This is a genomic window from Leisingera sp. ANG-M7, assembly GCF_000813965.1.
Classification (GTDB): Bacteria; Pseudomonadota; Alphaproteobacteria; order Rhodobacterales; family Rhodobacteraceae; genus Leisingera.
This window is the reverse complement of sequence record NZ_JWLI01000002.1, coordinates 133,808-147,071: the sequence shown is the minus strand read 5'-3', so window position 1 is coordinate 147,071 and position 13,264 is coordinate 133,808. Positions and strand designations below refer to the sequence as shown.

Below are 13,264 nucleotides of genomic sequence, written 5' to 3'. Positions count from 1 at the left end.
CGAAGATATGCCAGAAGGTGAGGACGAGGACACGCTTCAGAAAACCAGCAGCTGACCGTCCGCGCTCGGCCTGGGGTCAGGACCCTAGAGAAGAACGCTGCCGGGCATATCCGGAAAATCCTCAACTGCAGAGGCTTCCAGGTAATTCCGAACTGTCGGGTCTATCCGCGTGCTGCGCACCGGATAGACCCCGCAGGCGGCAATCGCTTCGCGTGCCGAAACCCGTTCATCAAGGCGCTTCCAGATTGCCCGTGCAGCATAGGGGCGCGGAAAGGGACGCCAGGCCAATCCCATTGTCATGCCGCGCAGGTATTTCAGCTGCTGCCGGTGCGCCGAGAACAGGATGGTCTGTGCCACGCTGCCCTCATGCGCGCGCTCATGCTCGGTGATGAACAGCCGGTTGCCGCGCTGGGTCACCATGCCTTCATAACGTGAGATTTGCCGGATGCTCTGCTCCGGATCATGGGCGATTTCCAGGTTGCGGGACAGGATGAACCCGTCCTTTTCGATGAAACGGGTCAGGGAGCAAAAGATCCCCTCTCCCCAGGAGGGTGTCCGGAAATAGGCGTGATAAAAGCCCAAGTAGCGCTTCAGATTGCGCTGCTGCCCGCGGAAGGGCTCCAGGAAACTGTCACTTGGACCCGGCGGCGTGGTGCGGGCGGCATCACTAAGCTGGGCTTCAAACTCAGCCTGAGGGGCAAACAACCGCGCCTCCGGAATATCAAAATAGCGCGCAATCCGCCGCAGGTTGTGGGCTGCGGGCAGGCTGGTGCCGTTGAGGTAGCGGTTGAACTGCTGGCGGTTGATTCCAACCTCACGGCAGATTTGCGCAATGCTGCCATGTTCGGCACACAGGGACCGCAAGTTTTCAGAAAAATTCTCCGGCATGGCTGATTTCCTTTCGCGAACTGACGCGTAGTTAATGCATGTCGCGCCGGTTTGCGCATGTTTGCACAGTTCCGTGATCCGCGAAACAGGCGTTTCCTGTTCCCAAGCCGACTGGGTCTGGGGAACCCGGAACCTGCCGAATGACCTGACAGGTTAGCGCCGCCAAGCGCAGGCAGACCGGAGGAGCACAGGCGGAGCGGATCTGATCCAAGGGAGGACATCATGAAGATCGAATGGACCAAAACGGCGCTGGGACGCCGCGGATTTCTGAAGGGTGCCACGGCGCTGGGGGCGGCGGCAGCGCTGCCCATGGGCCTGGGCGGCCGTGCCATAGCGGCAGAGGGCGGCACCTTGCGGGTGCGCTCCTACGGCGACATGCAGAGCATCGACCCGGCGTTTTCCAAGGGCGTGATCGACGAGGAAATCCATGCCTCGATCTATAACAAGCTGATCCAGTACAAGCCGGGCCGAGAATGGGACTGGCAAATGGACGCCGCCGCGATGATCGAACAGGGTGACGACACCCACATCAAATTCGCGCTGCGCGACGACATCGGGTTCACCAATGGCTTTGGCGCGATGACCGCCGAGGACGTGAAATTCAGCTTTGAACGGATCGTGGATGAAGCCACCGACAGCCCCAACAAGCCCGACATGGGGCCGCTGAGCCACGTGGAAGTGACCGGCGAACGGGAAGGCACCATCGTGCTGAAGGAACCCTTTGCGCCGCTGTGGTCGATCGCGCTGCCCTATATCACCGGCAACATCGTGTCGAAAAAGGCTTGGGAGGCCGCAGGCGGCAAAGCAACCACCGACCCGCTGGCGGAATCCGGCCCCTATCTGCGCGACAGCTGGTCACCCAAGGAAAAGACCGTGCTGAAGCGCAATCCCGACTGGAAAGGCGAAGCGCCCGCGTGGGACACCATCGAGATCCTGCCCATTGATGACGAAAACACCGCAGAAATCGCATTTGAAGCGGGCGAACTGGATTTCACCCGCGTGTCACTGGGCTCTGTCGAGCGTTACCGCGCCGGTGTGCCCAACGGCGGCACTCTGCTGGAGTATCCATCGCTGTATTATGCATGGCTCGGCATGAACCTGGACCACCCCAAGCTCCAGAACAAGAAGCTGCGCCAAGCGATCCAGCACGCGATTGACGTGCCTTCGGTTCTGGAAGCTGCCTATTTCGGTGCCGTGGAGCCATCGACCGGTATCATCGCGCCAGGCCTGGCAGGCCACCGTCCGCAATCGCTGGTGCCGCCGCAGGCAGACTTCGCCAAAGCAGCGGAACTGCTGGCGGAATCCGGTGAGACCAACGTCACGCTGAAGCTCGACACGCTGAACAAGACTACCTTCACCACTGCGGCGCAGGTGATCCAGGCGACGCTGGCGCAGATCGGCATCACAGTCGAGGTCAACGTGCTGGAATCAGGGGCCTTCTGGGCCAGCGCCGACAACGAGGACCTGCAGCTGGTACTGAACCGCTACTCGATGACCCCGGACCCGTACTACGCGACCTCCTGGTTCACAACTGAACAGGTCGGACACTGGAACTGGGAGCAGTTCAGCAATGACGAGTTCGACAAGATCCATGCCGAAGCTTCGCAGCTGACCGACCTGGCAAAACGGGATGAAATGTACCGGCGCGCGCAGGACCTGATGGAAGAAAGCGGCGCCTACCGCTTCCTGACGCACGAGGCAACACCAGTGATCCACTCCGCGGGCGTTGTGCCGGCGCTGCGGCCCGACGGGCTGGCGCTGCTGCGTTACTTCGGCAAGGCCTGACACTCCCCTCAGGCTCGGTCCTCCCCCCGGGCCTGACCTGGCACGGCTGCAAAATGCGGCGCGGCCGTGCCGTTTTCATCCGCACAGCGAGAACAAGGGAGCCATGCGGCCATGTTACTTTATGCAACCCGGCGGTTCGGGCTGGCACTGCTGATCCTGATCGTGGCGGTCACCGTCATGTTCCTGATGATCCGCGCCGTCCCCGGCGATCCGGTCCAGATCATGCTGGGCCCGCGCGCCACGCCAGAGCTGCAGGCGCGGCTGACGGCGGAGCTGGCGCTGGATCAGCCCATCTGGAAGCAGCTTCTCATCTTCTATGGCAACCTGATGCAGGGAGATCTGGGGATTGACGTGTTCTCGGGGCGTTCGGTGACCGAGATCGTGTTTCAGCAGCTTCCCCATACCCTTTGGCTCATCCTGGGTTCGATCACCTGGTCCGCGACGCTGGGCATCGCACTTGGCGCCTATGCCGCAGCGCATCCCAATACGGTGATCGACCGGGTCACTGCTGCGATTTCTGTAAGTTTCGTCGCCGCGCCGGCCTTTGTTGTGGCCCTGCTTTCACTGCTGATCTTCGCGGTGAACCTGCAGTGGTTCCCGGCCATCGGTGCGGGCGAAGGCTTTTGGGGCCGCTTGAACCATTTGGTGCTGCCGGCCTTTGCCATCGGCCTCAGCTGGGTCGGCTATATTGCGCGGCTGGTGCGCGCTTCGATGCTGGAGGTGATGGGTGAAAGCCACATCCGCACCGCCCGCGCCTTTGGCATTCATGAACGCCGCGTGGTGATGGTCTATGCGCTGCGCATCGCCATCCTGCCGGTGGTCACGGTGATCGGCGTCGGCATGGGGTTCCTGTTGTCCTCTGCCGTCTTCGCCGAAATCGTCTTTGCCCGCCCCGGTCTGGGCAAGCTGGTGATCGACAGTATCACCACCCGCAACTACCCGATCGTGATGGGATCGGTGCTGATCTCGACCGGCCTGTTTGTGGTCTCCACCGCGCTGGCCGACCTGATTAACGCCTGGCTCGATCCCCGCGCCCGCACGGCAGCATAAGGAGGGCGTGAGACATGGCAAAATCCCGTTCCGAACTGGGCCAGATCATCCACGGCGTCGCCCGCGACCCGCTGGGGCTGATGGGGCTGATCATAGTCGGCACCATCGTGTTCTGCGCCATCTTCGCCTATTGGATCGTGCCCTTCGATCCGGTCGGCATGAACATCAAGTCACGCCTGCAGGGACCGTCATGGACCCATCTTCTGGGCACCGACCAGCTGGGCCGCGATACATTTTCCCGCGTGATTGCGGGCGGCCAGGTGGCGCTGCAGGTCGCGTTGCCAGCTGTCTTCGGCGCCATGGCCATCGGCCTGACGCTGGGCATGATTGCCGGCTACGGGCCGAAATGGCTCGACAACCTGCTGATGCTCTTCTTCGACACTATCCGCTCCTTCCCGACGGTGATGTTTGCCCTGGCTGTGGTGGCACTGGTGGGGCCAAGCCTGCAGACCGTGGTGTTTGTGGTGATGGCAACCTCGATCCCGACTTACGGCCGGGTGGCGCGGACCCAGACGCTGACCTTGCGCAATTCCGAATTCATCTTGGCCGAACGCTCCATGGGCGCCAGCATGAAGCGCATCCTGGGCGTGCATATGCTGCCCAACATCGTTGGCGTGCTGGCGGTGCTGGCGGCGATGGATATTCCCACCGTGATCGCGCTGGAGGCCGGGCTGTCCTTCCTCGGCCTCGGGGTGAAACCGCCGACGCCCAGCTGGGGCGCGCTGCTGAAAGACGGCTACTCGCTGATCCGGCAGACCCCCTGGCTGGTGGTGGGCGGCGGGCTGCCCATCATCCTGGCAACCCTTGGCTTCACCTTCCTGGGCGAATCCCTGCGCGATGTGGTTGACCCGAAACTGAGGAAACAGCGATGACCGATACACTTCTGGAAATCGACCGCCTCAGCGTCGACTATGAAACCGCCCGCGGTGATCTAAAGGCCCTGCGCGATATCTCCTTTGACGTCCGCAAGGGTGAGATTGTCGGCATCGTTGGCGAAAGCGGCTGCGGCAAGTCCACCCTGATTTCCTCAATACTGCGGCTGACAGCGCCGAACACACGGTTCCGCCAGGGCGAGGTACGTTTCAAAGGCGAAGACCTGCTGCAGCTGCCAGAACGCATGATGCGGGATTTGCGCGGTGCGGATATCTCCATCGTGTTCCAGGACCCGATGCAGACCCACAATCCGGTGCTGTCCATTGGCCAACAGATGCTGGATATTCAGCACCGCTCCAAAGCGTCCAAGGCGGAGAAACGAGCCCGCGCAGCACAGATGCTGGGTGCGGTCGGCATCCCGGATCCGGAGGCCAGGCTGGACCAGTTCCCGCACGAATTCTCCGGTGGCATGCGCCAGCGCATCGCCATCGCCATGGCGCTGATGTCGGAACCGGACCTTCTGATTGCGGATGAACCGACCACGGCGCTGGATGCTACGCTGGAGGTGCAGATCATCGAACGCCTGCAGGAGCTGCAGCAGGAATTCGACTGCGCCATCCTGTTCATCTCCCACCATCTGGGTGTCATTGCAGAGCTCTGCGACCGGGTGGTGGTGATGTATGCCGGCGCCGTTGTCGAAAGCGGCGAGGTGCGCGAGATCTTCCATGATCCAAAACACCCCTACACCCGCCGCCTGATCGACTGCGACCCGGGGCACATCAAGGAGCGCGCCCGCGTGCTTCCGACAATCCCGGGCGAGGTGCCGGACCTGGCCAACCTGCCCGGCGGCTGCATCTTCCGCGACCGCTGCGATCAAGCGATGCCGCGCTGCACGTCACAGGTGCCGCCGTTGACGCAGCTGAAGGACGGCCACCACGCCGCCTGCTGGCTGAACCACAAGGAGGCCGCAGAATGAGCCTGCTGGATGTCAAAAACCTCAAGACCAGCTACGGCCCGGTCAATGTGCTGGCCGGTGTCAGCTTCACTGTGGAACCGGGCGAAACTTACGCCTTGGTGGGCGAGAGCGGCTCCGGCAAGACCACGGTGATCCGCGCAATTGCCGGTCTGGCCCCGGCGCAGGAGGGTTCCGTCACCTTCGAGGGCCGGGAAATCCGCGGCGCCTCCGAACGCGAACTGCGCCCCTTGCGCAAGGACATCGCGATGATGTTCCAGGATCCGGTCGGCAGCCTGTCGCCGCGACTGACAATCCGCAGCCTGATCACCGAACCCTACCGCATCCAGGGCATGAAGGACCGCGATCTGGACGCTGAGGCCAAGCGCCTGCTGGAGATGGTGAACCTGCCTGCGCATTTCGCCGACCGCTATCCTTATCAGCTGTCGGGCGGACAGGCACGACGGGTGGGCGTCGCCCGCGCGCTGGCGCTGGAGCCCAAGCTGATCCTGGCAGATGAGCCCACCGCGGGGCTTGACGTCTCGGTGCAGGGGGAGCTTCTGAACCTGATGAACGACCTGCGCGAACGGCTGGGGCTGGCGATGGTGATTATCACTCACAACCTGAACGTCGTGCGCCACGTGGCCGACCGAATGGGCATCATGTACCTGGGCCGACTGGTCGAGGAAGGCACCACTGAGGCCATCTTCAAGGAGCCGCGCCATCCCTATACCCGCTGCCTGCTGTCGGCGAACCCGGAACCCGATCCCGACGCCCGGCTGGAACGCATCGCGCTGAAAGGCGAACCGCCCAGCCTGCTGCGGCGCCCCAAGGGCTGCGAGTTCCGCGAGCGCTGTCCCTTCGCCCAGGAATTCTGCAGTCAAACCCCGCAATGGGAGGTCGAAAATGGCCACGGGTTGCGCTGCCTTGCGCCCTTGAGCTGACGGCCCTTCGCCCGAAACCCCTCAACACCTGAAAGACCATGACCAGCACATTGTATTTCAACGGCGCTGTCCTGACGATGGACGCGGCCAATTCCTGCGCCCAGGCGGTGCTGACCGAAGGCGAGATCATCCGCGCTGTTGGTGCCGAGGCGGACCTGCGCGCGCAGATGCCTGCGGGCACTGTTGAGGTGGACTTGCAGGGCCAGACCCTGATCCCCGCCTTTATCGACCCGCACGGGCATTTCCCCGATCCCGGCTTCATCCGGCTGTTCCGGGTCAATCTGGCATCTGCCCCCAGCGGCGACTGCCCGGATATCCCAACCGCGCTGGACCGGCTGCGGGCCAAGGCAGCAAAAACCCCTGCCGGGGAATGGGTCATGGGGGTGCTGTTCGATAATACCGCCATTGCCGAGAGTCGCATGCCGACCCGCACGGAGCTGGACAGTGTATCCACCGAGCACCCGATCTGGGTGATCCATGCCTCCGGACACAACGGCGCGGCAAACTCGTTGGCGCTGGAGCGCCACGGTGTGAACCGCGACACGCCGGATCCTCTGGGCGGGCGGTTCGGGCGCGACCCGGAGACTGGCGCGCTGACCGGGCTGATCGAAGGCCTGTCGGCAATGGGAGAGATGGGCGATACCGATTTCCTGATTGACCGCGACCGCTTCTGGGCCGGATTCAACAGCTGCCGCGACGAATACCTGGCGCATGGCGTCACCTACGCCCAGAACGCCTGGGCCACGCGTCAGATGCTGGAGCATTTCGCTTCACTGCCTGCGGATCAAGACCCGGGGTATGACCTGATGCTGCTTCCGATCGGCGAGCTGGAACCGGCGCTATCCAACGGCCCCGGTGCGCTGGACTGGCCCGGCAACCCGCATTTCACCCTAGGCCCGCGCAAACTGTTCACCGACGGCGCGTTCCAGCTGCAGACCGCCTTCCTCAGCGCGCCTTACCATAAACCTGTGGATCCAGAGCATCCCTGCGGGATGTCTTACGCAGATGCCGCCGAACACCGCCGCGAGGTGAGGAAACTGCATGATCTGGGCTTCCAAATCCACTGCCACTGCAACGGCGACGCCGGTGCGCAGATGTTCATTGATGCAGTGGCCGCCGCACTGGAGGTCAACCCGCGCGCCGATCACCGCCATACCATCATCCACGGGCAAGCCCTGCGCGACGACCAATTGCAGCAGATGGCAAAGCTTGGCATCACCGTCAGTTTCTTTCCGGCGCATGTGCATTTCTGGGGCGACCGCCATTACGACACCTTCCTGGGGCCGGAGCGGGCGGAACGGGTTTCCCCCTGCGCCTCGGCTGAGCGGTTTGGCGTGCGTTACACAATCCACAATGACGCCTCGGTGACGCCGACCCGGCCCATCCACCTGGCCCATTGCGCGGTGAACCGGCTGACCGCCAGCGGGCGGCGTCTGGGCGAGGCGCAGCGGATCAGCGCCCTGTCGGCCCTGCGCGCCCAGACCATCGACGCCGCCTGGCAAGTCTTCCAGGAAGATACCCGCGGCTCCATCGAACCGGGCAAGCTGGCGGATCTCGCGGTGTTGAACCGCAATCCGCTGGAGAATCCTGACCAGATCGAGACCACCAAGGTCACCCGAACCATCCGCCGCGGGCAGACTGTTTGGGCGCAGGAGCAGTGATGATGCAGGCCAAACCGCGGATCGCCATTGCAGGCTTTCAGCATGAAACCAATTGCTTCGGCACCACCAAGGCCGGGCTGGCAGAGTTCGAAATGGCGGATTCCTGGCCCGCCATGCTGCACGGGGGCGCGGTGGTCGCCGAGACCCGCGGCATGAATCTGCCCATCGCAGGCTTTGCCAACGCGGCACAGGAGGCCGGAATGGAGCTGGTCCCGATCCTGTGGTGCGCGGCGGAGCCCTCCGCCCACGTCACCGATGAGGCCTTTGAGGCCGTCTGTACGAAAATTCTGGAAGGTCTGCGCAACGCCGGACCGCTCAGTGGCATTTTCCTGGAACTGCACGGCGCCATGGTGACCGAAAGCCACCCGGACGGCGAGGGAGAACTGCTGCGGCGGGTGCGCGCCTGGGCCGGACCGGACCTGCCGATCCTGGTCAGCCTCGACCTGCACGCCAATATCTCAGCAGCCTCGGTGGAACTGGCGGATTTCATCGCGATCTACCGCACCTATCCGCATCTCGACATGGCTGAAACCGGCGCCCGCTGCGTGCCGGTGCTGCAGCACCTGCTGGCGGGCGACAGGCTGCACAAGGCATTCCGGCAAATGGACTGCCTGATCCCGCTGCATGCGCAATACACCAGCGCCCCGCCTGCGCGGGAACTTTATGCCGCGCTGACGCCTCTGGAGCAGGCAGGGGTGCTAGCGGACATCGCGCTGGGGTTCACCGCAGCGGATTTCCCGGAAACGCGGCCCTCTTGCGTGGCCTATGCCCGGACTTCTGGCGCCACAGCACAAGCCGCGGACCATATCGCCAGGCTGTTTACCGAGCTGGAACCGCACTTCAGCCACCCGATGCTGACACCGCAGCAAGCGGCAGAGATTGCCTGCCAGCCGCGCGCAGGCAAACCGGTTGTGCTGGCGGACGTGCAGGACAATCCGGGCGCAGGCGGCACCTCTGACACCACCGGGCTGCTGGCGGCACTGTCGCAGTCAGGCGCACAGGGCGTACTGATGGGGCTGTTCCATGACCCCGCAACCGCCGCCGCGGCGCATGAAGCCGGGCAGGGCGGTATCTTCCGCACAGCACTTGGCGGACGTTCAGGCGCAGAAGGCGACCAGCCGTTTGAAGCGGAGTTTCAGGTTCTGGAACTTGGCGATGGCCGCTGCCGATATAGCGGTGAAATGTATTGCGGCGGAGTAGCGGAGCTGGGTCCCGCAGCGGCGCTGCGGCTGCATGGGACAGGCGCAGAAATCACCCTGGTTGTCACCAGCATCCGCAACCAATGCCTGGACCTAGCGCATTTCACTCATATCGGGCTGGATCCCGCGTCCTTTCAAACAATCTGCGTGAAAAGCACCGCCCATTTCCGCGCCGATTTCGAGCCCATCGCCAGCGCAGTTTATCCGGTTGCGGCCCCCGGCGTGTTTCCCTGCGATCTGGGTGCGTTCCCGTACAAGAACCTGCACCCGGACGTCAGAACCATCCCTGCAAAGGGCTGACACCTGTTGCAGGGATGGCCTATGCAGACGGCCAGGGGGAAGCCGCCTGCGGGGAGGATTAGTCCTCGTCCTCGCCGTTCTGGTAAGGCACCACCAGCGTCGGGATCTGCGAGCGGCGCAGCACCCTTTTGGCCACAGTGCCCAGGAACGTGTGGGAGAACCCGTGGTCATGGGCGCCCAGCACGATCAGATCGCATCCCAATTCGACCGAACGGCGCAGGATCACCTCTGCCGGGTGGCCGTCGGTCACCTCAACTGAGGTGACTTGATCGCGGATCTTGGCCTCGTCGCCTTCAAAAGACGCCCAGAACCGCGCCTGCCGCTCGGCCAGCATCTGCTTGACCATCTCATGCCGCCGTTTGGCTGCTGATTTCCGGGTCTCATCGTTCAGCACGAACATCTCAAACGTGATGCGCGCATCCTCTGAAATCGGTTCATTCACATGCAGCACGTGAATTTCCGCCCCTGTCGCATGGGCCAGACTGGCCGCATGGCGCAAGGCCAAAGTGGAGTTATGCGACAGGTCGGTGGCAAACAGGATGTTTGTGATCATCGGTTTCATGCCGGTCTCCTTTCAGATCAGTAGCCGAACAGCCGCGGCAGCCACAGCGAGATTTCAGGGAAGAAGGCGATGATGAAGATCGCAATCGTGTTCACAGCCGCAAAGGGCAGCGCGCGCAGCGAGATCGTTTCGATCGAGATGTTTGAGATGCCCGAAGCGATGAACAGGTTCTCCCCCAATGGCGGCGTCTGGAAGCCGATGCCCAGGGTACAGACCATCACCACACCAAAGTGGATCGGGTCGATGCCCACCGAATAAGCCACCGGCAGCATCACCGGCACCAGGATCAGGATGGTGGCCAGTGTTTCCATGAACATGCCGACAAACAGCAGGAAGAAGATGATCAGCGCCCAGATCACATAAAGGTTCTGAGTGAAGCTCAGCATGCTGTCGGCAATCATTGCCGGGATCTGGTTTTCCACCAGCAGGCGGCCGAACACAGTTGCGGTGAACAGGATCAGCAGCACGCGGCCGGTCAGCCAGGTGGTGGCTTCCAGCGACTGGAACAGCGACGACCAGGTCAGCTCGCGGTAGATGAAGACACCGATCACAAGAGTATAGAAGATTGCCACGATGGCCGCTTCGGTCGGGGTGAAGAAGCCAGTATAGATCCCGCCCAGGATCACCAGGGGCGCCATCAGAGACCAGAACCCGCGGTACATCTCGCAGCCGACATTGCGGATCGACCAGCCGTCGGCAGAGCCCTTGTAGCCGCGCTTCTTCGACATGAAGAAGTTCAGGATCAAGAGGCTGGTGGCAATCAGGAAGGCAGGCACAAAGCCGGCAATGAACAGTTTCGAGATCGAAACCGACTGGAAGGTGCCGTATTTCTCGACCGCTTCCGGCGGCGGCGCCATGCCAAGGGCTGCAATGCCGAAGATCACCATCGGGATCGACGGCGGGATGATGATGCCAAGGCCGCCGGAGGAGGCCGTGACCGCAGAAGCATAGCCCTTTTCATACCCGCGGTTGATCATAGCCGGGATCATCAGCATGCCAACGGCTGCCGTGGTAGCCGGGCCGGAGCCGGAGATCGCGCCGAAGAACAGGCACGCCATCACGGTGGCTGCGGATATCCCGCCGGTGAACGGCCCGGCCAGGCTTTCCGCCACATTGATCAGCCGTTTGGAGATCCCCGCAGCCTCCATCAGCGCACCCGCCAGAATAAAGGCAGGCAGCGCCATCAGCGGAAAGGACCCGACAGAGGTAAAGGCGATCTGCACAAATTTGATCGGGTTTTCGTCCAGATAGAGGAACGACAGTAGCGATGACACCCCCAGCGCAACCGTGATTGGCGCCCCCAGGAGCAGCAGCAGCAAGAATGATCCGAACAGGATCGTGACGATTTCGGTTTCCATAGTCCTGTCCCTCCCGTTTAGTTGCGGTCGTCCGCGCCAGCGGCGGCCTTGATCTCATCAAGGTCGATCTGGTCGGGATCGTGGATATCTTCGCCGCGGACCAGCTTGAGGTAATTCACCTGCAGAATGCGGATCGTCATCAGCGCAAAGGCGATAGGCAGCACGATGTAGATGTATTTCATCTCAATGCCCAAAGTCTGCGACTTCCAGAATTTGTTCATCTTGTTGAAGACAAAATCGGTGGCCAGCCACAGGAAGTAGCAGTTGAAGAACAGCCAAAAGAGGTCGGCAAAGGCTTCGATGTATTTTATCCAGCCGGCCGGCAGGAATTTGAACTGGAAGGTGACGCGGTTATGCGCACCCTTCAGTGCTGCATAGCTGGCCCCGAAGTAGACGAACCAGACGAACATGTAGACCGACAGCTCTTCGATCCATGAAAACGAATGGCCGAATACCTCGCGCGATACGATCTGCACGAACAGCAGAATGACGAAGCCGGACAGCAATAGGCGGCAGATATAGCTTTCTATATTGTCCAGGAATTTCCAGAACATAATGTACTCCTCCCCTGTGCAAAGCAGCGCCGTGGCGCTGCTTTGTTGTTTTTATTGGCTTGCCAGAAGCTTATTGAACCGGGTCGCGGCCGATGGTGGTCAGCACGGTGTTCAGCTTCTCGACACCGCCGATGGAGTCGTAGAACTGCGGCCAGACTGCTTCGGTGGCCAGTTTGATGAACTCGGCTTCATCGTTCGCCGGATCATCGATCTGCATGCCTTTGGCCAACAGCTCGTCTTTGATCTGGGCTTCGATGTCGCGCAGGAACTGGGCCGATTTCACGGTTGCTTCCTTGCCCGCTTCGATCAGGATCTGCTGATCCTCTTCGGACAGGTCCTGGAACACTGCCTCAGACACGATTAGCGGCTCAATCGAGAAGATGTAGCGCAGGTTGGTCACATATTCCTGCACTTCATAGAACTTCATCGCGTTGATGGTGGTGTAGGGGTTGTCCTGACCATCGACAACTTTGGTCTGCAGACCGGTGAAGGTCTCGGACCAGGCCATCGGAGTCGGGTTGATGCCCCAGGACTTGTAGGTCTCGATCATGATCTCGTTCTTGGGAACGCGGATGACCAGATCCTGCAGGTCGGCAACAGTGGTAACCGGCTTCTTGGAATTGGTCAGGCGGCGGAAGCCGGTGTAAGTCCAGGCCAGGATACGCACGCCGGCGTCCCGGATGGTGTTTTCAGTCAGCTCCTGGCCGATCGGGCCCTGGGTCAGCGCCTCGGCGTCTTCCAGCGACAAGATCACATAGGGCAGGGTGAACACGCCAACGGTCGGCGAGAACGGCGTGACGTTGTTGATCGCCAGCAGTGACATGTCGAGAGTGCCGATTGCGGCCTCGTTGACGGTGTCCTGTTCCGACCCCAGCTGGCCGTTCAGGAACATGGTACCGGTGTGCTTGCCGCCGGATTTTTCTTCCAGCGCCTCAATAAAGAACTTGCCGGTGCCTTCCTGCGAGCTGCCAGCGCCGTCGCCCACCGCGATTTTGAAGTTCTTGGCGGAAACAGCGCCGGTGGTCAGCAGCGCAGCGGCGGAAACGGCTGCCGTCAGGGTGCAGACCTTCTTGAGAAATGACATAACTTCCTCCCGTATTGTCATTCTGGGGCCCAAGGTCCGGGGTGGCGCGCCCTC

General features: G+C 62.0%; 12 protein-coding genes. 7 read left to right on the top strand and 5 right to left on the bottom strand.

The window, feature by feature from the left end:
* Positions 1-84 precede the first annotated feature (84 nt).
* Positions 85-888 (bottom strand): helix-turn-helix transcriptional regulator, encoded by an 804-nt coding sequence (locus RA26_RS04265; RefSeq protein WP_039180416.1) that lies wholly within the window; start codon positions 886-888, stop codon positions 85-87.
* A 222-nt stretch (positions 889-1,110) separates the two neighbouring features.
* Between RA26_RS04265 and RA26_RS04260 the strand changes: the two genes are divergently transcribed.
* From RA26_RS04260 to RA26_RS04230, 7 genes are all read left to right on the top strand, one after another.
* Positions 1,111-2,673, top strand: coding sequence for an ABC transporter substrate-binding protein (locus RA26_RS04260; RefSeq protein WP_039180412.1), 1,563 nt, complete (start codon positions 1,111-1,113; stop codon positions 2,671-2,673).
* Positions 2,674-2,784: 111 nt separating this feature from the next.
* A complete protein-coding gene (locus RA26_RS04255) occupies positions 2,785-3,723 on the top strand; it encodes an ABC transporter permease (protein ID WP_039180410.1) in 939 nt (312 codons plus the stop codon).
* Between the two features lie 14 nt (positions 3,724-3,737).
* A complete protein-coding gene (locus RA26_RS04250) occupies positions 3,738-4,595 on the top strand; it encodes an ABC transporter permease (RefSeq protein WP_039180407.1) in 858 nt (285 codons plus the stop codon).
* Entirely contained in the window at positions 4,592-5,572 is a 981-nt protein-coding gene (locus RA26_RS04245) for an ABC transporter ATP-binding protein (RefSeq protein WP_039180403.1), read from the top strand. Before RA26_RS04250 ends, RA26_RS04245 begins: the two co-directional genes overlap by 4 nt.
* Positions 5,569-6,492 (top strand): ABC transporter ATP-binding protein, encoded by a 924-nt coding sequence (locus RA26_RS04240; protein ID WP_039180400.1) that lies wholly within the window; start codon positions 5,569-5,571, stop codon positions 6,490-6,492. Before RA26_RS04245 ends, RA26_RS04240 begins: the two co-directional genes overlap by 4 nt.
* A 38-nt stretch (positions 6,493-6,530) precedes the next feature.
* A complete protein-coding gene (locus RA26_RS04235; RefSeq protein WP_039180397.1) occupies positions 6,531-8,153 on the top strand; it encodes an amidohydrolase in 1,623 nt (540 codons plus the stop codon).
* Positions 8,153-9,652 (top strand): M81 family metallopeptidase, encoded by a 1,500-nt coding sequence (locus RA26_RS04230; RefSeq protein WP_039180394.1) that lies wholly within the window; start codon positions 8,153-8,155, stop codon positions 9,650-9,652. Before RA26_RS04235 ends, RA26_RS04230 begins: the two co-directional genes overlap by 1 nt.
* A gap of 58 nt (positions 9,653-9,710) precedes the next feature.
* Here the strand turns inward: RA26_RS04230 and RA26_RS04225 are convergent, their stop codons facing one another.
* The 4 genes from RA26_RS04225 to RA26_RS04210 form a co-directional block, all read right to left on the bottom strand.
* Positions 9,711-10,214 carry a universal stress protein gene (locus tag RA26_RS04225; RefSeq protein WP_019294596.1) on the bottom strand — a complete coding sequence of 168 codons (504 nt, stop codon included), beginning with the start codon at positions 10,212-10,214 and terminating at the stop codon, positions 9,711-9,713.
* Positions 10,215-10,231: 17 nt separating this feature from the next.
* Positions 10,232-11,572 carry a TRAP transporter large permease gene (locus RA26_RS04220; protein ID WP_039180391.1) on the bottom strand — a complete coding sequence of 447 codons (1,341 nt, stop codon included), beginning with the start codon at positions 11,570-11,572 and terminating at the stop codon, positions 10,232-10,234.
* 17 nt (positions 11,573-11,589) lie between these two features.
* Positions 11,590-12,126, bottom strand: coding sequence for a TRAP transporter small permease (locus RA26_RS04215; RefSeq protein WP_039180387.1), 537 nt, complete (start codon positions 12,124-12,126; stop codon positions 11,590-11,592).
* 70 nt (positions 12,127-12,196) lie between these two features.
* The gene (locus RA26_RS04210) at positions 12,197-13,210 is read right to left on the bottom strand and encodes a TRAP transporter substrate-binding protein (protein WP_039180384.1); all 1,014 of its coding nucleotides are present in this window, start codon (positions 13,208-13,210) and stop codon (positions 12,197-12,199) included.
* Between the last annotated feature and the right edge of the window lie 54 nt (positions 13,211-13,264).